At 40.3% G+C, this 22,874-nt stretch carries 24 protein-coding genes and 1 tRNA gene; 14 read left to right on the plus strand and 11 right to left on the minus strand.

Translation table 11 applies throughout. The features are described 5' to 3' along the window. Positions 1 to 24: 24 nt before the first annotated feature. The 3 genes from HZA77_11285 to HZA77_11295 all read right to left on the minus strand — a co-directional run bounded on the left by HZA77_11285 (position 25) and on the right by HZA77_11295 (position 3,061). Entirely contained in the window at positions 25 to 1,107 is a 1,083-nt protein-coding gene (locus HZA77_11285) for a hypothetical protein (protein ID MBI5376010.1), read from the minus strand. Between the two features lie 226 nt (positions 1,108 to 1,333). After that, positions 1,334 to 2,107, minus strand: coding sequence for a hypothetical protein (locus HZA77_11290; protein MBI5376011.1), 774 nt, complete (start codon positions 2,105 to 2,107; stop codon positions 1,334 to 1,336). A 105-nt stretch (positions 2,108 to 2,212) separates the two neighbouring features. Next, a complete protein-coding gene (locus HZA77_11295; GenBank protein MBI5376012.1) occupies positions 2,213 to 3,061 on the minus strand; it encodes an alpha/beta fold hydrolase in 849 nt (282 codons plus the stop codon). 153 nt (positions 3,062 to 3,214) lie between these two features. Between HZA77_11295 and HZA77_11300 the strand changes: the two genes are divergently transcribed. Beyond that, positions 3,215 to 5,434: a DNA polymerase II gene (locus HZA77_11300; protein ID MBI5376013.1), complete on the plus strand. Its 2,220-nt coding sequence runs from the start codon at positions 3,215 to 3,217 to the stop codon at positions 5,432 to 5,434. Between the two features lie 52 nt (positions 5,435 to 5,486). Here HZA77_11300 and HZA77_11305 read toward each other — a convergent pair whose 3' ends face one another. After that, a complete protein-coding gene (locus tag HZA77_11305; protein MBI5376014.1) occupies positions 5,487 to 6,257 on the minus strand; it encodes a PEP-CTERM sorting domain-containing protein in 771 nt (256 codons plus the stop codon). A 309-nt stretch (positions 6,258 to 6,566) separates the two neighbouring features. After that, on the minus strand, positions 6,567 to 7,379 hold the full coding sequence (locus HZA77_11310) for a PEP-CTERM sorting domain-containing protein (GenBank protein MBI5376015.1): 813 nt from the start codon (positions 7,377 to 7,379) through the stop codon (positions 6,567 to 6,569). A 487-nt stretch (positions 7,380 to 7,866) separates the two neighbouring features. Between HZA77_11310 and mtnP the strand changes: the two genes are divergently transcribed. Genes mtnP through bamD form a run of 4 tightly spaced genes read left to right on the plus strand, consistent with a single transcriptional unit; the run spans position 7,867 to position 11,126 of the window. Beyond that, positions 7,867 to 8,724, plus strand: coding sequence for an S-methyl-5'-thioadenosine phosphorylase (gene mtnP, locus HZA77_11315; GenBank protein MBI5376016.1), 858 nt, complete (start codon positions 7,867 to 7,869; stop codon positions 8,722 to 8,724). Positions 8,725 to 8,734: 10 nt separating this feature from the next. Then, positions 8,735 to 9,931, plus strand: a complete 1,197-nt coding sequence (gene trpB, locus HZA77_11320) for a tryptophan synthase subunit beta (protein MBI5376017.1) — start codon at positions 8,735 to 8,737, stop codon at positions 9,929 to 9,931. A gap of 20 nt (positions 9,932 to 9,951) precedes the next feature. Next, positions 9,952 to 10,341 (plus strand): YraN family protein, encoded by a 390-nt coding sequence (locus HZA77_11325; protein ID MBI5376018.1) that lies wholly within the window; start codon positions 9,952 to 9,954, stop codon positions 10,339 to 10,341. A gap of 5 nt (positions 10,342 to 10,346) precedes the next feature. Further along, a complete protein-coding gene (bamD, locus tag HZA77_11330; protein MBI5376019.1) occupies positions 10,347 to 11,126 on the plus strand; it encodes an outer membrane protein assembly factor BamD in 780 nt (259 codons plus the stop codon). A gap of 18 nt (positions 11,127 to 11,144) precedes the next feature. Here bamD and HZA77_11335 read toward each other — a convergent pair whose 3' ends face one another. Next, positions 11,145 to 11,759 carry a TetR/AcrR family transcriptional regulator gene (locus HZA77_11335; GenBank protein ID MBI5376020.1) on the minus strand — a complete coding sequence of 205 codons (615 nt, stop codon included), beginning with the start codon at positions 11,757 to 11,759 and terminating at the stop codon, positions 11,145 to 11,147. 215 nt (positions 11,760 to 11,974) lie between these two features. After that, positions 11,975 to 12,047, minus strand: a tRNA-Ala gene (locus tag HZA77_11340). Between the two features lie 101 nt (positions 12,048 to 12,148). On the opposite strand from HZA77_11340, the gene HZA77_11345 reads away from it, so the two are divergent. From HZA77_11345 to HZA77_11365, 5 genes are read left to right on the plus strand one after another with little or no spacing between them, the layout of a single operon-like run. Beyond that, entirely contained in the window at positions 12,149 to 13,474 is a 1,326-nt protein-coding gene (locus tag HZA77_11345; protein MBI5376021.1) for a sigma 54-interacting transcriptional regulator, read from the plus strand. Beyond that, positions 13,474 to 13,659: a hypothetical protein gene (locus tag HZA77_11350; protein ID MBI5376022.1), complete on the plus strand. Its 186-nt coding sequence runs from the start codon at positions 13,474 to 13,476 to the stop codon at positions 13,657 to 13,659. The genes HZA77_11345 and HZA77_11350 overlap by 1 nt, the downstream gene beginning before the upstream one ends. 38 nt (positions 13,660 to 13,697) lie before the next feature. Next, entirely contained in the window at positions 13,698 to 13,931 is a 234-nt protein-coding gene (locus HZA77_11355) for a cytochrome B5 (protein MBI5376023.1), read from the plus strand. Positions 13,932 to 13,952: 21 nt separating this feature from the next. After that, positions 13,953 to 14,522, plus strand: coding sequence for a nitroreductase family protein (locus tag HZA77_11360; protein ID MBI5376024.1), 570 nt, complete (start codon positions 13,953 to 13,955; stop codon positions 14,520 to 14,522). Then, entirely contained in the window at positions 14,515 to 15,705 is a 1,191-nt protein-coding gene (locus tag HZA77_11365; GenBank protein ID MBI5376025.1) for a response regulator, read from the plus strand. The genes HZA77_11360 and HZA77_11365 overlap by 8 nt, the downstream gene beginning before the upstream one ends. Here the strand turns inward: HZA77_11365 and HZA77_11370 are convergent. Next, positions 15,702 to 16,646: an NAD(P)/FAD-dependent oxidoreductase gene (locus tag HZA77_11370; protein MBI5376026.1), complete on the minus strand. Its 945-nt coding sequence runs from the start codon at positions 16,644 to 16,646 to the stop codon at positions 15,702 to 15,704. The two genes, HZA77_11365 and HZA77_11370, sit on opposite strands and share 4 nt — an antisense overlap. A gap of 95 nt (positions 16,647 to 16,741) precedes the next feature. Then, positions 16,742 to 17,473, minus strand: coding sequence for a hypothetical protein (locus HZA77_11375; protein MBI5376027.1), 732 nt, complete (start codon positions 17,471 to 17,473; stop codon positions 16,742 to 16,744). Positions 17,474 to 17,721: 248 nt separating this feature from the next. On the opposite strand from HZA77_11375, the gene HZA77_11380 reads away from it, so the two are divergent. The 3 genes from HZA77_11380 to HZA77_11390 are packed head-to-tail and all read left to right on the plus strand — an operon-like array spanning position 17,722 to position 20,340. Continuing rightward, positions 17,722 to 18,285: a pyridoxamine 5'-phosphate oxidase family protein gene (locus HZA77_11380; GenBank protein ID MBI5376028.1), complete on the plus strand. Its 564-nt coding sequence runs from the start codon at positions 17,722 to 17,724 to the stop codon at positions 18,283 to 18,285. A gap of 12 nt (positions 18,286 to 18,297) precedes the next feature. Next, positions 18,298 to 19,650: a radical SAM protein gene (locus HZA77_11385; GenBank protein MBI5376029.1), complete on the plus strand. Its 1,353-nt coding sequence runs from the start codon at positions 18,298 to 18,300 to the stop codon at positions 19,648 to 19,650. Between the two features lie 6 nt (positions 19,651 to 19,656). Further along, positions 19,657 to 20,340: a hypothetical protein gene (locus HZA77_11390; protein MBI5376030.1), complete on the plus strand. Its 684-nt coding sequence runs from the start codon at positions 19,657 to 19,659 to the stop codon at positions 20,338 to 20,340. Positions 20,341 to 20,403: 63 nt separating this feature from the next. Here the strand turns inward: HZA77_11390 and HZA77_11395 are convergent, their stop codons facing one another. Together HZA77_11395 and HZA77_11400 are read right to left on the minus strand one after the other, a co-directional pair. Beyond that, complete coding sequence (locus HZA77_11395) at positions 20,404 to 20,733, minus strand: hypothetical protein (protein MBI5376031.1); 330 nt, start codon at positions 20,731 to 20,733, stop codon at positions 20,404 to 20,406. A 152-nt stretch (positions 20,734 to 20,885) separates the two neighbouring features. After that, positions 20,886 to 21,680: an SDR family oxidoreductase gene (locus HZA77_11400; GenBank protein MBI5376032.1), complete on the minus strand. Its 795-nt coding sequence runs from the start codon at positions 21,678 to 21,680 to the stop codon at positions 20,886 to 20,888. A 119-nt stretch (positions 21,681 to 21,799) separates the two neighbouring features. Between HZA77_11400 and HZA77_11405 the strand changes: the two genes are divergently transcribed. Further along, positions 21,800 to 22,864 carry a DUF362 domain-containing protein gene (locus HZA77_11405; protein MBI5376033.1) on the plus strand — a complete coding sequence of 355 codons (1,065 nt, stop codon included), beginning with the start codon at positions 21,800 to 21,802 and terminating at the stop codon, positions 22,862 to 22,864. Positions 22,865 to 22,874: the final 10 nt, after the last annotated feature.

The raw sequence follows: 22,874 nt of genomic DNA on the forward strand, positions 1-22,874 counted from the left end.
AGGATCCTGCACTTCCTGATAATTTCATTTAGTTGTGAATATGAGTTTCTTAACCTTGTGATTATAGAGGTCTGCGATATAAATCGTCCCTGTTTTATAGTCAATTGCAAGACCGCCCGGTTCATTCATAGATGCAGTATCCTGATTGCCGTCCTTATCTCCCTTTTCTCCGCTTCCCGCTACAGTATAGACCATCCCGTCAGGTGTAAGACAGCGGATTACCTGATTTTGAAGCTCGGCAATGAACAAGTTGCCTTTTTTATCAATGGCGATGCCGTGAATACCATTGAATTCAGCCTCTTCTGCTTTTCCGTCAACATACCCTTTGTTGCCGTTGCCTGCAATCGTAGATACCGTGCCGTTTGAAATCTTCCTTATTCTGTTGTTCCCGATATCGCAGACGAAAACATTTCCCTTGCCGTCAACAGCAACATCTATCGGCATACTGAAAAGAGCCTCTTTTGCATTGCCGTCCCTGTAGCCTTTTTCAAGCCCTCCTGCCAGGGTCGAGACAGTCCCGTCGGGAGTGATTTTTCTTATCAGATTATTTCCTATATCAGCTATTATGAGGTTGTCTTCACTGTCAATGGCTATTGCGTGAGGCATCTTGAGCATGGCCTCTTTCCCTTTGCCGTCCCTGTATCCGCCTTCGCCTGAGCCGGCAAATGTTGAAACCGTACCATCCGGAGAAATCTTTCTGATAGTTGATGATACAAGGTCAGTGGCATAGATATTCCTTTTACTGTCCACTGCGACCCCATGAGGTGTTCCGAATCTCGCTTTCTCCTTAGGACCGTCAACATAACCACCTTCCAGAGTGCCTGCCACGGTTGTTACGTTGCCGTCTTCTGTGATTCTTCTTACTGAGTTGTTGAAAATGTCGGAGACTATGACTGTCCCATCATGGTCTATAGCAAGCCTGATAGGTATGTTGAATCGAGCCTGAGTGCCTTTCCCGTCTGTGAATCCGAGCTTTCCGGCTCCTGCAAGCGTGCTTATATCTGCAGTCTTTCCCCAGAGTATCCTTTTTGTTTCTGCATTTCCAAATGATGTTGCAGTTAGAACAAGGAACAGTGACAGTGAAGCTATCAGAACTTTTCTCATCATTTGTATTCCTCCTTTGTATTCCGACTTTATAATAAATTTATTTTCTTATCTTATTGTTCTGAAAGCAATGCCAAATTTATATGATATAATTAAAATATGAGAAAAAATGGTTTGATGCTCATGCGCAGAATATATTCAATACAGATCACAAGAAGGAGCTTGAAAATATAATTATAGATTTCTTGAAATGAAAAAGAAGAAATCTTAATGCACTGATGAAACGTCATTATTCGTCAGGATTATTTTCCGGGGTCGTATTCTTCTGATTTTTTTTCTTTCCTGATAGTTTACCTTCTTTTTTTGCTGGCTTAGGCAGCTCCCCGTTGTTGTTGGCAATTTTTTTTGCATCGGCTTCAGTCTTTGTGCAGATTTCCATGGCTATCTTCCCAGCCATGTTGTAGGTATTCAGCGCCTGTTTAAGTTTAGAGTTTTTCTCTATCAGTGTGGCGTCTCCATTAAGATGTGAGGCTTTTTCAGTAAGCTCATCAGCATTCTGTATTTTTTTCTCAGCTTTATTCATAAGGTTGTCAAAATATTGAAAAACATAGTCTTTGCCTGCGCCGGAATTGCCAAGCGTCCGGGCAACTATATCTTCGACACACTTTCTGTTAATGGATTTCACATTATCCTGTGCGGTCTGCTTTGCTGTTTTGATTTCTTCCAGTGATGTCTGGATGTTCTTTTCAAGCCTTGCTTTCTTTTCAGGCGCTCTCTTTGCTACTTCCAGAAATTTAGTCTTCGCAATGTCGTAAAGTTCCTTTGCTTTCTTCGTGTCGTTCTTTTCTGCTTTTTTGCCGGCTACTTTCATTTTCCTTATTCCGGCCTGATATTTCCGCGGGACAAGTTTGTCTGCTCCGGATTTTATGACTTCATCCCGTGCGGTTTCTGCGGCTTTTTTAGCTTCATCTACCCCTTTTGAGCATGAAAATAACAGGCAAAGCGCAAATGCAGCAAACAGGAATTTTAAAAAATAAGACTTTCCGGGTCTTAATGAATTCATCCAAATTCTCCTAGAGATTATGTATTTTTTAATAACTATTACTTCTACTATATTTCTGATTTTTGTTAAAATATTATTTTATATCTTTCTCTTAGAACTGCCTAATTAAAACTTCTCGTTTTCTATCCACCCAAGGATTATATCAGCGTAATCACGCCAGTCTTTCTGAAGCATCATGTCGTGAGACATTTTTTCAAATACGCGACAGTCTTTTGCTCTAAGATCTCTGGCTTTCATTTCATTAAGTCTGTGTCCGGTCGGAGAAAATGCCTTGCCGAGCACATAAAGAGGTATCTTTATTATTTCACTGTTTACTTCGATTTTTCCTGTAAATACGTCTATAAGGATTTTTCCTGATTCTTCCTGTACAAGGGTGAGGTAACGGGACATCTCATCTTTTCCCGTTAGTTCTGGATCGAAAAACGACTGTGCCGCATTTTTCCTGGGGAGAATGAAGCGATAGTCCTCCGTTATGTTAAAATTCTTTTCTATCCCCTCTTTTGTCAACACCTTGTCGAGCCCTGCATCGAGATAAATTTTCCTGTAAGGGGCTCCATCAAGAAGGACGGCGAGTTTCGCGTCATTTCTTTCAGCGAATTTAAGTGAGATGAGCACTCCCATGCTGTGTCCTACAAGAATCGGTGTTTTCTTTATAACTTGCTTGACTACTTTTTCAGCATCCTCGACTGCGTCAATTATGCTCCTTTTCCCCAAATCAGGGTCAGGCTCTGATAGGTAATGCCCTTTCCAGTTAAGGGCGTAAGTGTCGAATCCATGTCTTGCAAAATAGTCCTGAAAATGATGGTAAAGCCATGATCCGTGAAATGCACCGTGTATGAATAAAATCGGGCTGAGTCGGGTTATGTTTTCAGAATAATACCGTTCAACGGCAATCCCGCCGGTATGAACCAGTTCGTGAGTTATGATCTCAGCACTGTTTTCTTTTTTATCCATTAATATTTCCTCTATTTATTTCCATGTCTTTGTTATTTCAAATTTAAGATTTGTGTCAACAACTAACAATCAGATTTTTGCAGCTATTATGATTGTGGACAAAATAATGATTGGGTTGTAAGTTATTAATTATTACAATGAACAGCAAATAAAATGAAAAAATCACTGGAATTTTCAAAAAATAAAGCTCTCTTCGGATGGGATGAGGAAGAAGGGATTGTAGCTGTAGAGTTGAAAAATGACAGCACAGTTGAGATATTTTCAAGAAAAGGGGATGTTGTCTCGTCAAGGGCGGAGAGCTTTGAGCCTTTTATACTTCTGAGTAAAGAAGATTATCTTGTCTGTCTTGATGAGAAATTTGATGTCGAAGAACTCGAAGGAAACAACTTCTTCAAATATCTTGTAGTATTCAAATCATGGGGATCGCTTCTTCGTGCAAAACAGCATCTGCAGAAGGTAAGCGGAGAACCGCCGTCAAGCCAGAGAGCCCCCTATCTTTTTCTGAATGATCCCATCCATCAGTATCTGCTTCGTTCCGGCAAAACCCTGTTCAAAGGTATGGATATGACATCGGCAAGCAGGATTCAGCTTGATATCGAGACATACTGCGAAAAAGGGTTTGAGTTTTCAAATCCTCTTCGTGAAAAAGACAGGATTATTTCAATAGCCCTGTCTGACAATCATGGATTTGAGTATGTAATAGACGGCTCAAAGATGGATGAAAAGGAAATGCTCATTGAATTGGGCAGTATTATCGCTGAGAGAGATCCGGACATAATCGAAGGTCATAACATATTCAAATTTGATATGGAGTACATATCTGCAAGAGCTAAGCTGAAGAAGGTGGATTTAAAATGGGGGAGGGGAGGGAAAAAGATTGAATCCCATGCATCGAGGGTGGTTTTTGCTGAGCGTACAATTGCTTATCCAAAATGGGAAATTTATGGGAGACATATAATAGATACCTACCTTCTTGCACAGGCTTATGATATCGCTGCCCGGGAACTTGACGAGTACGGGCTTAAAAGTATTGCAGTCCAGATGGGGATTTCTTCATCTGATCGAGTTTACATAGAGGGGAAAGACATAGCTTCTGTTTTTGACAATGAACCGGCAAAACTTTTTAAATATAATCTTGATGATGTCAGGGAAACCAGAGCACTTGCAGAACTTTTCGGAGAAGGGTATTTCATAGAATCGCAGATATTCCCGTATTCTTACCAGAATATCATAGTCCGCGGTAATGCCACAAAAATTAATTCCCTCTTTATGCGTGAGTACTTATATAGAAGGCACTCTATCCCTCAGATAGCTGAGCAGCGTATAGAGATAGAAGGCGGCTATACGGATATTTTCAAGACAGGGGTGATAGAGCGTGTTCTTCATTGCGATGTCCGCTCACTTTATCCCTCCATAATGATAAATGTCGGGATTAAACCCGCATCCGATGATCTTGACATATTTTTGAATCTCCTCAGAGACCTGCGTGATTTCAGGGTTAAAGCTAAGAAAACAGCACTTGAAGCAATGGATGAGAATACCCGCAAATATTATAATGCCCTGCAGGGAGCATTCAAGATATTGATAAATTCATTTTATGGATACCTCGCCGCCGGGTTTTCCAACTTTGCAGATTTTAAGAGTGCTGCGGAAGTTACTGCAAAGGGGCGTGAGATTATTAAATCAATGCTTGGATGGCTTAACGAGAAGGGATGCCAGCCAATAGAGATAGATACAGACGGCATCTATTTTGTTCCCCCGGAAAGTGTCAAAACAAAAAAGGAGGAAGAGGAAATTATCCGAGAGCTTTCAAAAACGCTCCCAAGCGGAATAGAAGTTGAATTTGATGGAAGATACAAATCTATGTTCAGTTATAAAATTAAGAACTATGCACTTCTCGATTACAACGGAAAGCTTTTCATTAAAGGTTCAGGTTTAAAATCAAGGGGGCTTGAGAAGTTCCAGAGGGAATTCCTCAAAAAAATGATTTATCTGATTCTAACCGGTAAGGGAAGTGATGTTCCATCTCTTTATGATGAATATATAAGGAAAATAAGGTCTCACAAATTTGATATTAACATGCTCTCAAAAACAGAGACTCTTTCGGATTCAGTTGAAATGTACAAACAGAAGACATCGGGGAAAAAGAGGAATCTTTCCGCTTCCTACGAGCTTGCGTTAAAATCAGCGAGAAACTACCAGCCGGGAGACCAGATATCTTATTATGTGACCGGCACGAAAAAGAAGGTTACTGTTTACGAATCATGTAAGCTTGCAAGTGAATGGGATAAAATGCAGCCCGATGAGAATGTTGAATATTACTGTTCTAAGCTGGATGATTTGTACTCGAAGTTTCAGGAGATGTTGTTGTAAAAGAAAATGGTAACAGGGAAATACCTTTAATTTTTACAGTTAACAGTCTGTGTTACTGCTTTTTCCGTTGCCAGATTGCCAATCCCAGAATACCAGCACCGAGCAGAATGATTGTCGTTGGTTCCGGTGTGGGACGTACATTTGTGACAACAATCTGCGGTTCACTTAATCCTGTGCCGTATTGGAAAAGTACAGAAGATATCTGATTTAGGGAAAAGGCTGAAGGGAGTCCTCCCAAAGTAAAAATCACTGAATTCTTGATTAACGGAGTTCCTCCGGTTACCTTTGCATTACCTGTTGTAATTATATCTCCCGCTGAAAGAATACCATAATTAAGACCATCCGGGTCCGCTGGAAAATCAAGGTAATTGCTACCATGTGAAGTATCAAATCTGTCGCTGGGACCAAATAATCCGAGCCCTGAGCTTGATATTCCCTGCGTTGCCCCATTTGACATTGATAAACCATTTTTGTAAGCCCATTCGCTTCCAACATCTCCCCCAACAGGGACTGGAGGTGTAGTGTCGAAATAGTATGTGCTCCCCGAATCAATTATAGCAGATATCTTTGTTAATTCCGGATCTCCTGTGATACTGAAAAAAAGAGCAGTCAACACATCACTTGGGGCCAAAACATCATTGGTGCTGGTGTTAGTAAGTGTTACTTTGAGGTTTCCTCCAACAATATCGAATGTTGCACTTGCGCTCAACAGACCGTCAGACCCGTTAAAAGTAATCGGTGTGGCAATTGCTTGAAAAGGAATAGTTACAAAAAAAATTAATATTCCAGTAATTAATGCTAATATGTATTTCGTTTTGCTCATACCCCCCTCACAAATTATATTTATACGTATATATATTACGCAAATTTTGTTCCAAATAACAAAATAAGTAATAAAAAATATTATAACATATTGATTTGATTGACTTAATATGTGGCTATGATTTGTATAAAAAACTATATTTTTGTTATTAATAATAAAAAAGTGTTAAATTACCCGACACTAATTTATTCTAAAAGATTGACTATCAATAAAATCAATGGGTTATAATGTCAAAAAAACCGACACTTTGCAGCTAATATGGCTATAATAATATTGGGCAGGTTGGTTTTTAAACAGATATTTTAGCTTTTAATGTTTTCTGGATATATACCCTTTTGCTCCTAAACCAATTAAACCTAACAAAACCATTAACATTGTAGAAGGTTCAGGTACTGGTGGAATATATGTAGTTGAATAAAAATATATATCAGAGCCAAACTCGAATGTAATTCCGTCCTGGAATATATAGGAAAGGGTGCTGGATGCGCTTTCAGGATTGTTAAGGTCAACTCCCATTATATTAAGATTAGCTGTAACGGAATTACAGATTGCTCCCAGTCCTCCTAAATCAACAGCATTATTTGTTAATCCCCCCTGCGGTCCATCAAGATTTATAGTACCATCAAGGTTTGTTCCCGGAGGAATCATTAAAAAAGGAGTTGTATGAGTTTGCATTGCAGAAAAAAAGTTTACATGTTCTATTGCGGGGTCTCCTGCAGGAAGTTGAGCAGTCAGTATTTCATCTCCATTATTGCCAAAGCCATACTCTGAGGACACATCTGCTCCACCCGTCAATGATATTGCTCCACCTGTTTTTGTTTTAAAATTTTCAGTATAACTTTCCGGACTTATTAAAACTGTGCCGCCCGTTATTGACGCTGAATCAGGAAGGTCAAAGTATAGTGCCGTAAGAAGGCTATTTGCAGCATTCGTATCCGGAGCGCCCGTTGAAGTGTTGCTCAAGACTATAACCAACTGTCCACCAATTACATCAATACTCGCAGAAGCCGAACGTCCGCTTGCTTCACTAAAGCTGAATTCAATAGGAGTGGCAAAAGAGTTTGTTGCCGCAAAAATTATTATCAGTAATATTAACAAAATACTTATATTGAATTTTTTCATCTTAAATTCTCTCTTATTATATAATATTTTATTATTAATAAATTACTATTCTTAAATTAGATATATGCAAGTTTTATGCCATATCTGCTGATCATGGATTAACGCATTGTTTTATTAGACTAATATGTGTGAGGGTAATTATAATATATCTATCAATAGGTAATAAATGTCCTAATTTTAGACAATTAGAACATGACCTTTTTGCTCACAATTCAATTAAATCAATGTGTTAGTATGTCCAAAAACCCGACGCTGTTTGTACTTTTTTGAGAATTGAATCTTACTCTAACAGGGGATGCGATATTCTTTATGCAGAGTGTTTGTCGTTTTTATCAGCAAAAGCTTAAGAACTCTCTAAACTATATGAATTTTTTTGTTATTGCGGCAATAATAACGTTGCTTGACAATGGCTTCTGCCTCTGATTAATTACCTCACCTCAGGACTTAAAAATAAAGCTTATCAAATATAAAAATCAGGAGGCAGAATGTGAAAGCGAAAATCGGGATAATAGGAGGTAGCGGGCTCTATGGGATGGAGGAACTTAGGAACATTAAAGAGATTAAGGTAGATACTCCTTTTGGTGAGCCTTCAGATGCCTATATTTCCGGAGAGCTTGATGGGAAAGAACTTATATTTCTTCCCAGACATGGACGTGGCCACAGGATACTTCCTCATGAGCTAAATTTCAGGGCAAATATTTATGGAATGAAAAAACTTGGCGTTGAATGGATTATTTCCGTAAGCGCTGTGGGAAGTATGAGGGAGGATATTGAACCGGGGCACATAGTTATCCCTGACCAGTTCTTCGACAGGACGCGTATGAGACCCAGCACTTTCTTTGGTAATGGGGTCGCTGCCCATGTACAATTTGCGGATCCTGTCTGCAAAGCACTGAAGAAAACGCTTTATGATTCTGCATTGAAGGCAGGTGCCACTGTCCATAAAGGAGGAACCTATCTCTGCATGGAAGGGCCGCAGTTCTCTACAAGAGGAGAATCTCTGATATACAGACAATGGGGCGTGGATATTATAGGCATGACAAATCTGCCTGAAGCAAAGCTTGCAAGGGAGGCTGAGATTTGTTATGCAACGATTGCCCTTGCAACTGATTATGACTGTTGGCATGAGGCAGAAGAAGATGTAACCATAGATATGGTACTTGAAACAATAAAGAATAACGTGAAGATGGCACAGAAGATAATTAAAAATGCTGTAAGTCAGATAGGCGGTGAAAGAAACTGTGAGTGTTCGCAAGCTCTAAAGAATGCAATAATAACGGACAGGGGAGCGATCACTGATAAAGTAAGAGAAAGGCTCGGGCTCATAATAGGAAAGTATATTTAGGGTGCATTTAATGAAAACACAACCGGACAAGACAGGACATTTCGGACAATTCGGCGGGAAATTTGTTCCAGAGACATTGATGGTTGCTCTTGAGGAACTTGAAAGAGAATATCTTAAGATTAAGAAAAATAAAGGGTTCAGAGAGGAACTATCCATTTATCTTAAAGAATATGCAGGAAGACCAACTCCCCTTTATTATGCGAAGAATCTCTCGAATTTTATTGGTGCAGGAAAAATTTATTTAAAAAGGGAAGACCTTCTGCATACCGGCGCACACAAGATAAACAACACCCTGGGTCAGATAATACTTGCAAAAAAAATGAAGAAAAAAAGGATTATCGCTGAGACCGGTGCCGGCCAGCATGGTGTTGCAACTGCCACGGCTGCTGCGCTTTTCGGGCTTGAATGTGAGATTTACATGGGAGAGGAAGATACCAGGAGACAGTCTCTCAATGTTTTCAGAATGGAACTTATGGGTGCTAAAGTTACGCCTGTATTGTCAGGAAGCAAAACATTAAAAGATGCGATTAACGAGGCATTAAGGGACTGGGTTACAAATGTTGAGACAACCCACTATATTATTGGCTCAGTGGTAGGCCCCCACCCCTATCCGATGATAGTAAGGGATTTTCAGTCTGTAATAGGGGAAGAGGTGAGGCGCGATATTAAAAAGAAGGAAGGAAGACTGCCGGATTATTGTATCGCCTGTGTCGGGGGCGGCAGCAATTCAATGGGGCTTTTTTACCCTTTTATTAAAGATAAAAAAGTTGCACTTATTGGTGTTGAGGCTGGCGGTCATGGGATTGAAAGCGGAGAACATGGTGCATCGCTTTGCGCAGGGGAGGTTGGGGTTTTCCATGGTGCAAAAACTTATATACTTCAGGACGACGACGGACAGATAATACCGGCACATTCAGTTTCAGCCGGACTTGATTATCCTGGAGTAGGACCGGAACACAGTTATCTTAAGGAGACGGGGCGGGCAGTTTATAAGAATGTTACGGATGATGAAGCTCTTGAGGCGTTTAAACTGCTTTCACGAAAAGAAGGGATTATTCCTGCCCTTGAAAGTGCCCATGCCATTGCATACCTTGTGCGGGACCGCAAAATATTCCGCAAGAATGATATAGTTGTTGTCTGTCTTTCCGGGAGGGGAGATAAAGACGTTGATAATGTCCGCAGTATAATCGGGAATAAGGCGCCTTGATTCGGGATTTTCTGAAAAAGATCAGAACAACAAAAAAAGCAGATTATGCGCTTCACGTAAAAGGCAGGAGCGGAGAAGAAAAAGCAGGGAAGCATCTCAAAAAACTTGGTTACAGGATAATAGAAAAGAATTTCAGGACAAGGTTTGGTGAAATAGATATAATCGCAGAAGACGGAGAATACCTTGTATTTGTCGAGGTCAAGACAAGAACGTCTTCCCGGTTTGCCAATCCGGAAGATTATGTTGATGAACGGAAGCAGAGGAAAATTTTAAAGAGTGCCCAGATTTATCTTTTGCAGTATAGTTTGAATGAGAGAAAATGCAGATTTGATGTTGTCTCAGTTTCAGATACAGATAAAGGTGCAAAGGTAGAGGTTTTCAAGGATGCTTTCTGTGCAGAGGAGTGCTGATGTTTATGAACCGTAAAAGATTTGGTTTCTACTCTTTGATAGCTATCACCATGATTTTCTTCTATGCAGGATGCGCGACTCCGCCTGTGACTAATAACATGACAGTGATGGAGCTATTTGCTTACGGAAAAAAACTTCTCGATAAAGAAGATTATAAAAATGCAGTTGAGGTTTATAAAAAAGTTAAATTCAATTTTCCTGATAGCAAAAGGGTTGCTACTGCAAGACTTAAGGCAGCAGATACATATTACAGAGATGAAAAATATGAGGAATCTGCCGCAGAGTATAAGGAGTTTACCAAGTACCATTCAGCAAATGCTCAGGTGCCGTTTGCTTATTACAGGGCAGGTATGTGCAATTTCAACCAGATACTTTCTGCCGACCTTGATCAGACAGCCACTGAAGAGGCAATCAAGAATTTCTCTGTCGTAATTGATGAGTATCAGCATAGTCCCTATGCTGATATAGCAAAAGATCGGAAATATTTTTGCGAACGGAGGATTGCCGACCATGAATATTTTATAGGAAGATTTTATTATATCACTCAGCAGTACAGGCCAACCATAAAAAGGCTTACCTCATTTATTGATACATTTGGAGACAGTAGGATGAAGATGCGCGCTATGGGACTTTTGGCGGAAGCTCTCTGGAAGGACGAGGAAAATGAAAAAGCTCTTAAGACCTACAAGGAGATCGCCATACTGTATCCGAATACAGCTTACAGCAAACGAGCCAGGCAGATGTTACGTCTTTATGGAAGGGAATATGAAGTGGAATTGCCCTGAAATGGATGAAATGCTGCTTTAGTCGCCATCCTCATTAAGAGGATTTTTTGCCATTCCGTCAATGATGAGGTTGCCTGAAAACTTGATAAGCTTTCCTATATCTATTTTTTCCCTCTCCGCGACAGATGAAAACAAAAAGCTATTCAGCACGCTTATAATGGAAAAAGCAGCCATCTTTGTATCAACCTTTTTTAGATATCCCTGCTTTATGCCGTCATTAATGAGGAGCTCAAGTCCGCTTATCATTCTACTCAGATACTGCAGATGAAACTTATCATGAATGAATGGGATGACCAGGCTGGGGTCTTTGAGAAATATCTTCTTCAGCAGTTCATTTTGCTCAAGAGTTTCAATCGAATTGAACAGCCTTTTTTTTAGAAGTTTATATGGGTTTTTCTCTTTCTTGGCTATTTCATCAAGTTTTTCGAGGACTTTTTTTCTTTCTTTTTCAACTTCGCGGAAAATAACTGAGTAAAAAAGATCATCCTTATCTTTGAAATAATAAAAAGTGGTTCCAAGACCCACGCCCGCCTTTTTTGCTATTTCCCTGATGGTTGTGTCCTTGTAGCCATTTCTGCTGAATATCTCAAGTGCAGAGTCTACAATTCGTTCTCTTCGGTCAATTTTTTTCATCGAGGCATATTATAAATTTAACGTACAACCTGCTTAACCCGGATCATTATTTTCTTTTGTTCCTTAAATCAACCCTATCAATAATTTTAAACTCTAACAGCCATTCAAGCAGAAATCAAGATTAGATTTTATACAGAGCTATTACATGGGTAATGAGCGTGAAAAAAGTACATATATAACAACATATTTGCCCAAAATATTCATTTAACTCCAAGTGGAGCTGACGGGGATCGAACCCGTGACCTCATGACTGCCAGTCATGCGCGCTCCCAACTGCGCTACAGCCCCGAAAAACATTTGCAATTGTAGATAATGCTAAAAAGTGTTGTCAACTTCTTTCTTAGCGTCTATAAAGTAATTTGTAAGAATAAAGAGGGGGAAAGAAAAGAATGGAAAAAAATTATGGTCTTATTCTTGATAATATTCCTGATGGAATACTTGTAATGGATATCCAAAAACATATTACATTTATTAATTCAGCTGCAAACAGGCTTCTCGGGGTAAATCCTGGCACAGTGATTGGCAGGATATGCGGGAGCGTTTGCAAGTTTGCAAGCTGCAGAAACAACTGTCTTCTTGAGAGAACGCTCCAGACCGGAGAGAACATTAATAATTATGAGACTGAGATATTGACTCCTGAAGGGAATCTTATAGCTGTTAGCATAAACAACTCTCTTCTTTTTGACAGCTCAGGCAAACCCTCCGGTTCTGTCCATGTTATGAGGGATATCTCGCAGGTTAAATTCCTCACCGAGAAAATAGAAGAGAAATATTCTTTCAACAATATTGTTGCTAAAAACTACAAGATGAAAGAGATATTCGAGATTCTTCCGGCAGTCGCACAGACAAAAACCACTGTTCTCATAGAGGGTGAGAGCGGCACAGGAAAGGAACTTATTGCTGAAGCAATACACTATAACAGTCCGCGCAAGGGTGGGGCGTTTGTAAAAGTTAACTGCGGGGCCCTTGCCGAAGGGATCCTTGAAAGCGAGCTGTTCGGACATGTGAAAGGAGCATTCACAGGGGCGATAAACAATAAGATAGGAAGGTTTGAGCTAGCCAATAACGGGACTATCTTTCTTGATGAAGTCGGGGATATGAGCCAGGGCCTTCAGGTTAAACTTCTCAGGATTTTACAGAATGAGGAGTTCGAGAAGGTCGGGAGCACTAAAAACCAGCGCATTGATGTGAGAGTGATTGCAGCAACAAACCGCAATCTTGAAGAACTTATAAAGAAGGGGGAATTCAGGGAAGACCTTTATTTCAGACTTAGCGTTGTTCCTATCATGCTTCCTCCATTAAGGGAACGCAGAGATGACGTCCCGCTTCTTATAAAGCATTTCATGTTAAAGCTTAACAAAAAACTCTCAAGAAACGTCAATAATATATCCCCGAAGGCAATGGAGTTTCTCATGAATTATGAATATCCCGGAAATGTAAGAGAACTTGAGAATATCCTTGAGCATTGTATAGTGGTGTGCAGAGACAACACAATCCTCATAGAGCATTTTCCTAAAAAGCTGTTCAATATTTCCTCTGATCCTCTTGAAAAAGCCCTTGCAAGCGATGATCCCATGAGAATAGTTGAGAAAGATGTTATCACACGCATATTGAAGCAGAGTAACTGGCGTTACCAGGAAGTCGCAAAAAAGCTTAACATAAGCAGAACATCGCTTTGGAGAAAAATGAAAACTCTTGAAATAAGGAAGCCTTGATGGGAGTCGAAAAGCGCAGCATCAAAAGGAGCTTCAAGGTGTGCCCTAAATGCGGGTATCGCGACGGATTCCATATAATGCTTGAAAAAAGCGGGAAGAGTTCATATAGGATAAACCTGATATGTCCAAATTGCAGCCAGGTTTTTGACATTGGATTCAGCACGACATTGAAGGAAAATTTATAATTGGAGTCAAATATATTTTTTTGGAGGCATGAATAATCATGAAAGAGTTTACACTGGAAGAGCTTTCAAAGTTCAATGGAAAAGACGGGGGGAAAGCGTACGTAGCTTATAATGGAAACATATATGATTTAACCGGCAGCAGTTATTGGAATGATGGTCTTCACATGGGAATGCATGAAGCAGGAATTGACCTCACTGATGAGATGGGCTCTGCTCCGCACGCTGACGACATATTTGGAGAATTTCAGGTAGTAGGAACGCTGGTTAAATAGATTCATTGGAAAGTATTCGGAATGGACATTGATGCTGCGATAAAGACAAGAAGAAGTGTCCGCCAGTTTAAACAGGATCCTGTTAGCAAAGAGCTGCTCGAAAAGGTAGTAGAGTCAGCATTGTGGGCGCCATCTTATATGGACTGGCAGAATTGGTATTATGTCATCCTTGGAGGCGATGAAAAAGATAAAATATACCGTGTCCTTGAAGACTCTTTTAAAAAAGTAATCACATCTCTTGATGATGAAGCTTCAGAGGATATTAAAAAAAGGACCCGCCATTTTCTCGAAGCAACAAATCATGCTCCTAATCTAATTGTGGTGTTTTCAGATATTAACTTCACTGAAACACCGGAAGCACTTTTCTCTGTGGCGGCAAGCGTTCAGAACCTTCTTCTTTCAGCCCATTCTTATGGGCTTGGTGCATGCTGGATCTCGAGTGCAGTTTATGTGGCAGAGGAGCTTTGTGAAGTGCTCGGTGTATTAGATAAGGAACTTATGGGTGTGATCACTATCGGATACCCCCTTGAAGTGCCTGAACCAACTCCACGCAAGCCAGGCAGGGTTGTCTGGGCAGATGTCGATGGTTGATATAATAAAATCCAACGAGAATATAAGTGTCGTTGTAATTGACGACTCTCAAAGCTCCCGTAAAAGAATATCTGATATTCTGAAGGAGAGCGGCTACAGGATACTTCTCTTCTCTTCAGCTGATGAAGGTATCGATTATTGCGAGAAAGATGGGGCTGACCTCGTAATACTTGATGATATCATGCCTGATTGCAACGGATTCAGAGCTCTTTCAATTCTAAAAGATAATGTCAGGACCCGTGCAATCCCGGTTATATTCATATCTTCCCTGCGCGAGATAAGTGAGAGGGCAAAAGCAATTGAGCTTGGAGCTGATGACTGTATTATAAGACCTGTAAGCGGACTTGAACTTAAAGTTCGGGCAAAAAATCTTATTGGTTTGAAGGCATTGCGGACAGAGATGATGCACCGTGAACGTCTTGTATCGATAGGAAGACTTGCCGGGGGTATAGCACATGAGATAAATAATCCTCTCACAGGTGTGATCGCAAACCTTCAGATGCTTGAGCGGCAGATTCCTAAGTTTTATGATTCGCTCTTTAGCGAACTTGAAGGCGCAGGCGTAAGTGGTAAAATTTCTGAGGGGCTTAAGAAAAAGTTAAGTGAAAAGGGAAGTCCCGGTGAAAAAATTGAGAAATATGTGAAGCTTGCCCTTAAAGGCGGGAAAAGATGCAGCAAGGTGGTTGGAGACCTGCTTGAGTACTCTGCACCTGCGAAGGAGGAAAAGATTGTCGCAGTTCGTGTGAATGAGCTAGTAACAAAATCCCTGAATCTTCTGAAGGGATCTTTACATGATGGACATGTTGAGCTCCATGTTGAAATTCCCGAAGATATCCCTGATGTCAAAGGGACATGGTGGGAACTCCAGCAGGTGCTTGTCAGTTTACTGAACAATGCTGTGCAGGCAGTTAAAGAATCAGAGCAAAAAAAAGTTGAAGTGAAAGGATATGTTGATAAGGGAATGGTAATGATCGAAATCACTGATACCGGCAGGGGAATTCCTGAAAAAAATTTATCTTCCATATTTGATTTTTTTTATACCACAAAGGATGAAGGCGAGGGAATGGGGCTTGGACTTTCCGCAGTAAACCAGATCCTTATGAAGTACGGAGGGAAGATAAGCGTGAGCAGTACAGAAGGGAAGGGCTCCACATTCAGAGTGCATCTTGAAGCTTTGTATTAACTTTTTTCCTTTATATACCTGAAGACAGATTCTGCAGCTATGGAACCTTCGCCGCTTGCTGTGATAAGAAGCTTCAATTTCTCCGGATAGGAAACTATATCGCCGCAGGCGAATATTCCTTCAACTGATGTCTTCATTTCCCTGTCAACGCATATGCCGTTTTTGTCAACCTGGATCCCCCACTTTTTGATTTTTGTGAAATTAGGGACCATTCCTATGTTTATTACGACCATGTCGGACTCAATCTTTTCATAAGATTTATTGGTCCGGTCGCATAGGATTACCTGCTCAACATGTTCGCAGCCAAGTATCTCTTTGACTTCAGTGTTAAACTTTATATTGATCGGAGAGTTCTTGACTGCATCAATGTAGAATTCGTATGCCTCGAATTGACTGCCTCTGTGGACTAAGGTCACTTTTTCGGCAAAGTCGGCTATGGTGATGGCGGCTTCAAGAGAGCTGTTTCCACCGCCGCCGCAAACGACCTTTCTTTCCCGCGCTTCTTTAATTGATGGGATGCCATAAAGAATACCTTTTCCCTGAAAATCATTTTCTCCTATTACGCCAAGGAGACGCGGGGTAAAAACACCTGCACCCATAGCGAGGATTACTGATTTTGTCTGATATTTGCCAAGAGATGTTGCTACTGTAAAAAGTTCTCCGTTCCGTTTTATATCATCAAGTTTTTCATTGGAATGTACTTCTACCCCCATGGATTTAACCTGCCGTAACATGTTCATGGCAAGCTCGCGGGCAGGTATTTCACTGAAGGCAGGATAGTCTTTTACAGGCTTTGACGGGTAAACCGATATCATCTGCCCGCCCCCCTGCTTCTGCTCGATAAGGAGGATGTTTAGGTCCCTCATCCTGCAAAAGATGGCAGCAGCAATTCCTCCTGCACCTGCACCGGCTATGATGACATCGAAGGGTTTGGTATCCATTTTTTTATTGTAACATGGAAATGCTGTATGACGTATTCAAAAAAAAGAGGGTGTAAAAATTACACCCTCTTTCAGATTTATTTTCTTATTAATTATTATTTTACAACTCTAAATCCGTTCTTCATCTTGGCACATCCATCTTTATCCTGTCCACTAATATAAACATATACATCGTACTTCGTAGCAATAGCATCAGTGTATACTGAAACCAACGCGGTAAATGAATTGTTTGTTATAGTCTGCGTCATTACAGTAGGCGGCGGACATGCATCGATAGATGTTTCCTCCCCATTCTTAGTTATATATTTATATATATAAACAAAAATCTCACTGCCTTTTAAATTCTTGCCTTTTACTTTAATCTTTTTTGTTGCTCCCCTTTTTAGTTTGTTTGGCTTTATGCTTATTATTTTAGACTCATTCCTATTTGGGACCAGATTTAACACGTTTGCTTTTTTTGCTACATTTACAGTATTAGTGTACGGCCCTGTTTGAAGGAATAGATCATAACTTCCTGTCTCTGAGCATGCTGACGTATTTAGTGTTCCTGATATTTCAGTTGGTGTCGGATTAAAAAAATAACTATAAAAATAATCGCCGTTTTTACCTTCTCCATGTTTGCGGAATACAACGGATTCATTTACTTGGTCAAGATTTGTACCTGATATTGTAATTTGTGCCTGATCTCCCCGTTTAACATTTTTGCTTGGCTTTATAACGACTTTATCAATTGTTGGTTTGTCAGCAGCATAAGCTGATGAAACTGCAGTAAACAATACAATCATGAATATACCTAAAATTCGTCTTGTTAAAATTTTCATCTTCATTTCATTACCCCCCTCTTGGTTTTTATTTACAGGCAATTTAACGATTTTCTTTTAATATACATATGACTTTTGTAAAATCAAATTATATTTGGTAAATTTTTGGTAAAAACTTTATTGAGTTATCCAAAACTGGAAACAGTTCCAAATCTCATTGACAGATTAAAACTTTCCCCATATAAAAAAATTATCAGTAACAATGAATCATATCCTTAAGTTAGTTGTTAACATATGGAAGGAGAATGGTAATCATGGATAAAATTGATCTTGGCCAGACCTTTGAAGAGCGCCAGGTAGGGATAAGAGGGAATATTCAAAAAATGGGTATCCCTCTCAGGGATTTAAATAAAAAAGAGCTTGAAAATGAAATAAAAAAGTTTTTAAAAAGAAAGCAGTGTCTTTCTCTTGCCACGGTCAGCCCTGACGGTGTTCCGCGCATAAGCCTCCTTGATTATCAGAGTGAAGGGCTTGATATAATAATGGCAAGCGAGGGGGGTGAGAAATTCAGGAACCTTCATTATTCAAGAAAAGTTGCCATATCAATAGGATTCTCCGATGGTACTGCCCCTTCTGAATACGGGCTTACAGTTCAGGGCGAAGCGGAAATCTATAAAGCTCCTGACCCGCGTTATCTTCAGTGCATGATGAAGATGAAACCTTTCCTTGAGGAATGGGCCAAGGCAGTGACGAAGATTTCTATAGATCAGGCCATAAAAAAAGCATTCACCGTAAGGGCCATAAAAGTTTCTCCTTTAAAAATGATATACATGAATATCCCTGAGGGAGTCCCACTTCTGAGCTGGGAAAGAGATTAAACTATCAGAGATTTGAAAACCGGTAAAAAAATACTCCTCGTAAATCCCTGGATATACGATTTCGCTGCATTTGACATGTGGATGAAGCCAATTGGGCTTCTTTACATATCATCATTTCTTAAATCAACCGGATATGATGTGTCTCTCATTGATTGTCTTGACCGCGGAGACCTTGACCTTCTTTCGTTCCGTGGGCTTCAAAAGCGGCAAGATAAATATTTTGGATGCGGGAACTTTTACAGGGAGATAGCAGAAAAACCGCAATGTCTCGCCGATGTGCCAAGGAATTACTGCCGCTACGGAATGCCTCCTGAGGTTTTTAAAAAAAAGCTAAGCTCGGTGCCAAAACCTGATTTTGTTCTTGTGACTTCAGTCATGACTTACTGGTATCCGGGGGTTCAGCATGCAATCAAAATGATAAGGGAGTGTTTCCCGGATACTAAAATTCTGTTAGGAGGTATTTATGCAACCCTATGTCCTGAACATGCAGCAGCAAATTCAGGGGCTGACGTAATATACAAAGGACGAGGGTTGAATAGGCTTATCTCAATATTGAATGGCGATTTAACGCCTGATAAAATAGAGAGCGATGAGTGGCTTTTTGCAGGGGAACTTCCATATCCGGATTTTTCAGATTATCATAATTGCGATTATTTCTGCATAATGACATCGCAGGGGTGCCCGTTCAATTGCGCTTATTGTGCTTCAGGACTTCTTGATGGTAAATATATCCAGAGGGATTACAATGATGTTTTAAAGGAGATTGAACTCCAGATTGAAAGTACAGGTGCGTCCAACCTTGCTTTTTATGATGATGCACTTCTGGTCAATGCAGAGGGACATTTTGAAAAGATATTGGATGGGATTATTGAAAGAGGGATACGCATCAGCCTCCATGCGCCGAATGGACTTCATCCAAGATTTATTACAGAAAATATCGCTGAAAAAATGAAAAAGGCAAAGTTTGAGACTTTAAGGTTGAGTCTTGAGACTTCTAATCCTGAAAGACAGGAAAGCACGGGAGGAAAGGTAAAAAGTGAGGAGTATGCTGCGGCAGTTAATATCCTGAAGTGTGCGGGCTTTACTAAAGATAATATGGGGACTTATGTTTTTTTTGGTATTCCAGGGCAGCCGCTAAGTGAAGTAGAAGAGAGTATAAGTTTTGTGAAAGCTGCCGGAAGCAGCGTTAATCTTGTGGAGTATTCGCCTATTCCCGGAACTGTTATGTGGAATGAACTTGTAAAAAACGGGGTAATTGTGCAGGATATGGATCCTGTGCTTCAAAATAATTCAGTGTTTTTCAGGAAATTCTCCGGAATAACTGAAAACGCGCTTCAGCGGCTTAAGGGAATGTCTAAAGAGTAAGCTATAATGAAACAACGGAACATCAATTTCAATGAAACATTGCTTTCTTTTTTAAAAGGAAGAGAGTCCCTTTCAGAGATTAATATTGAGAGGAAAATAAAGACTTATGATAATGCCTTCGTCCATATTGAAAACAGGGCATTCTCCGGAGGGAATATAGGAAAACTTTCTATCTCTGATATTAAGATCGCAGGGATTGCTGATGCATCAATAGGGATTATTCGTCCGGCGCAAAGTATCAAAGCGCCATTATTCGTTGCAGAAAAGCTTGATTTACTTTCTTTGTCACGTCTTATCATTGATATTCCCCATACTTCAAATGACAGTGGATTTGATTCTAAGCGTTTAGATGGGATTGCTGACATTTCAAAGGAACTTTCAATTATTCCGAGAAAGAACATTATTGTAGAAAGCACTTCACATAATCCATTTTCTCCATACTGCTTTAAAGGGATATTTTTCCGTCATCACAGGTTTGCCACAGGGACAGCAATAAGAAGATATATCTCATGGTGGGATTTGTGTCTTTCTGCTGCGGACAGATCTGATGAAGGCGCTGTTTGTGATGCAAACTCTTTTAGCGGAGAGTTTAAAAATAATTATGTGTCGTCCAGTCTGGTATTAAGACTAATTGGCGCAGTAATTGATGATGAATGGAAAAATGATTACATCAATGGATTCCTTTTCTAAATAAGATAAGAAGAGGGGACAATGCAGGATGAAAATGCATGACCCCTCAGAGAAGTAAATTTACTATTTTTTTTCTTCCTTTTTCTTTTCAACGACAGGAGACATCTCTTTGCATATTGCTCCCTGATCTGATTCTATATATTTGCAGAGGACTTTGTCTCCGACCTTAAGGGCAGATATATCTTTTTTCTCGCCGTTTATCTTGATGTCTGTTTCTGATGTTACTGTGCAGGTATGTTCCCCTCTTGACCCTTTAATTTCAACTTTGCCGCTCTTTGTATCAATGGACTGAATGTTGCCTGTAAGCTGGTGTTCCTTTTGGGCTGCCATAACCGGTGATAATAAGGATAAGACGAGAATGGCAGCTAATGATAACAAGGCAAACCGTTTCATGAGTAATCACCTCCTTTCCTGGTTTTGCCTTTATTATCATATTGCTAATTTATGTCAATATTAAATAATTATATATTTATTTAGCATTTATTGACAAATAAAAAACCCTCTCCCGCTGGGACGAGAGAGGGTTTTCGTTAAGAATGAGTTAATTAATGCGTTTCAAGCCCGCCGCATACATTGATAACCTGTCCTGTTACATATTCTGCGGAATCGCTTGCAAGGAAGGTTGCGACTTTTGCGATATCATCAGGTTCACCTATTCTTCTTTTCATAAGCCTTCCTGTTGCAATCATGATACCTGCAAGGTCAGTCATTGTGATCTTGCCCTGTGATGCCATACGGTTATCGAGAGTTTCAAGCATGGGAGTTGAGATAAGACCCGGGCAGATGCAGTTTACATTAATCCCGTATTCTCCAAGATCAAGAGCAGAGCAGACTGTTAAAGTATTTACTGCCGCCTTTGCAGAGGCATAGGCCGAGCAGTGTATTGGAGGTGTCTTTGATGTTATGGATGAGATATTGATTATCTTTCCTGCTATTTCTTTTTCTATCATGGCCTTTGCAACTTCACGTGTCATAATGAATACGCTTCTTGTATTGATGGAATATATCTCATCCCATGCCTCATTAGTAATATCGAGCAGTGCTCCTCCTTCTCCTTCAATGGCGGCGTTGTTTACCAGTATGTCTATTCTTCCCCACTTTGAAAGCACTTCGCTGATTATTCTTTTTATGTCTTCCGGACTGCTCACATCCCCCTGTATCGCGATTCCCTCTCTCCCCTCGGCTTTTATAGAGCTTATGGTGTGCTCGAGCTTTTCAAGACGCCTCCCTGTTACTGCGACTTTAGCTCCCTCCTTTGCATAGCGAATGGCAATTCCTTTTCCTATTCCTGTCCCGCCTCCTGTCACAATAGCTACTTTGTTTTCCAATATCCCTGACATCTCATTATCTCCTTGTAATAAAATCCTTTGAATGGTTTCTTTTTTTGTATTAGGTTGATTTATATAATTAGGTTATGAACTTTAATCAAGCAGTTTAGTTTCTATATGGAGGATTCCGGATGGCAGGAAAAGAAAGGAATTTGTTATATAGTTTACTTGCTGATAAGAACTTTTCGCGAAGGACATTTCTCAAAGGTGCTTCTTTAACTTATTTAGGGCTCATGGCAGGGGATAATATCTTTGCCGGCGAGCTTTCTTTACCGCAGTCCATTGTAGGTGTTGCAAGGGGGGCAAGTGTAAAAGAATCTCTAAGGAAAGCGATTGAACTTTCCGGAGGTCTTGATTTTATAAAGCCCGGAGACAGGGTGCTTTTAAAACCAAATAATAATGCCAGCACCCCGTGGCCCGGAAGCACTAATCCTGAAGTGGTGTTCGAGATGGTGCAGTTGGTGAGGGAGAAGGACCCTTCACGCATCATTGTGTCAGACCGTTCCACAATGGCCCTTGATACTCTTAAATGTATGAAGGGCTCTAAGATATATGATGCGGCAATGGATGCTAAGGCAGAAGTAATAACCGGAGAACAAAGACCTTATAAAAAAGTTAAACCTGCTTTAGCCGTGACATGGCCGGAAGGCTTCAGCGTTTCAGGGGTTCTTGACGAGGTTGACCATGTCATTAACATTCCGCAGCCAAAAGTCCACTGGATTACAGGTTACACCATGGGGTTTAAGAACTATGTGGGACTCATAGATGTGCCTGACAGGATGAAATTCCTCCATAAAGGGCTTGAATGGAAGACTGTGGGAAATGATGTGAAACCCTATCAGCCTATCGAGCCAATATCGAAGATGATTCCGGAAATAAGCCTTGCCGTGAAAACATCGCTTACAGTTATGGATGCCACGAAGTCTATAGTTGAGGGGAATTCCTCGGAAGGGGAAACAAAAAATCCCGGAATCATTATCGCATCAAGAGACCAGCTAGCCGTTGATGTGACAGGACTTGCGCTGATGAAATATATAGGTGCGACAAAGTTCATTCAGGACACTCCTGTATGGGAACAGCTTCAGATAAAGCGTGCTGTCGAGCTTGGGCTTGGAGCAAAGGATGCTTCAATGATTGATATTAGAGCTAGCGGTGTAGATGAGATTGATTCCATAAGAAAAATAATTTTAAGTTAAAAGGATGATT

Source organism: Candidatus Schekmanbacteria bacterium (assembly GCA_016219965.1).
Lineage (GTDB): Bacteria > Schekmanbacteria > GWA2-38-11 > GWA2-38-11 > J061 > JACRJM01.

Coding starts and splice junctions, on each gene's coding strand:
- HZA77_11285 (MBI5376010.1), bottom strand. CDS start 1,107: ATGATGAGAAAAGTTCTGATAGCTTCACTGTCACTGTTCCTTGTTCTA.
- HZA77_11290 (MBI5376011.1), bottom strand. CDS start 2,107: ATGAATTCATTAAGACCCGGAAAGTCTTATTTTTTAAAATTCCTGTTT.
- HZA77_11295 (MBI5376012.1), bottom strand. CDS start 3,061: ATGGATAAAAAAGAAAACAGTGCTGAGATCATAACTCACGAACTGGTT.
- HZA77_11300 (MBI5376013.1), top strand. CDS start 3,215: ATGAAAAAATCACTGGAATTTTCAAAAAATAAAGCTCTCTTCGGATGG.
- HZA77_11305 (MBI5376014.1), bottom strand. CDS start 6,257: ATGAGCAAAACGAAATACATATTAGCATTAATTACTGGAATATTAATT.
- HZA77_11310 (MBI5376015.1), bottom strand. CDS start 7,379: ATGAAAAAATTCAATATAAGTATTTTGTTAATATTACTGATAATAATT.
- trpB (MBI5376017.1), top strand. CDS start 8,735: ATGAAAACACAACCGGACAAGACAGGACATTTCGGACAATTCGGCGGG.
- bamD (MBI5376019.1), top strand. CDS start 10,347: ATGAACCGTAAAAGATTTGGTTTCTACTCTTTGATAGCTATCACCATG.
- HZA77_11335 (MBI5376020.1), bottom strand. CDS start 11,759: ATGAAAAAAATTGACCGAAGAGAACGAATTGTAGACTCTGCACTTGAG.
- HZA77_11345 (MBI5376021.1), top strand. CDS start 12,149: ATGGAAAAAAATTATGGTCTTATTCTTGATAATATTCCTGATGGAATA.
- HZA77_11350 (MBI5376022.1), top strand. CDS start 13,474: ATGGGAGTCGAAAAGCGCAGCATCAAAAGGAGCTTCAAGGTGTGCCCT.
- HZA77_11355 (MBI5376023.1), top strand. CDS start 13,698: ATGAAAGAGTTTACACTGGAAGAGCTTTCAAAGTTCAATGGAAAAGAC.
- HZA77_11360 (MBI5376024.1), top strand. CDS start 13,953: ATGGACATTGATGCTGCGATAAAGACAAGAAGAAGTGTCCGCCAGTTT.
- HZA77_11365 (MBI5376025.1), top strand. CDS start 14,515: ATGGTTGATATAATAAAATCCAACGAGAATATAAGTGTCGTTGTAATT.
- HZA77_11370 (MBI5376026.1), bottom strand. CDS start 16,646: ATGGATACCAAACCCTTCGATGTCATCATAGCCGGTGCAGGTGCAGGA.
- HZA77_11375 (MBI5376027.1), bottom strand. CDS start 17,473: ATGAAGATGAAAATTTTAACAAGACGAATTTTAGGTATATTCATGATT.
- HZA77_11380 (MBI5376028.1), top strand. CDS start 17,722: ATGGATAAAATTGATCTTGGCCAGACCTTTGAAGAGCGCCAGGTAGGG.
- HZA77_11390 (MBI5376030.1), top strand. CDS start 19,657: ATGAAACAACGGAACATCAATTTCAATGAAACATTGCTTTCTTTTTTA.
- HZA77_11395 (MBI5376031.1), bottom strand. CDS start 20,733: ATGAAACGGTTTGCCTTGTTATCATTAGCTGCCATTCTCGTCTTATCC.
- HZA77_11400 (MBI5376032.1), bottom strand. CDS start 21,680: ATGTCAGGGATATTGGAAAACAAAGTAGCTATTGTGACAGGAGGCGGG.
- HZA77_11405 (MBI5376033.1), top strand. CDS start 21,800: ATGGCAGGAAAAGAAAGGAATTTGTTATATAGTTTACTTGCTGATAAG.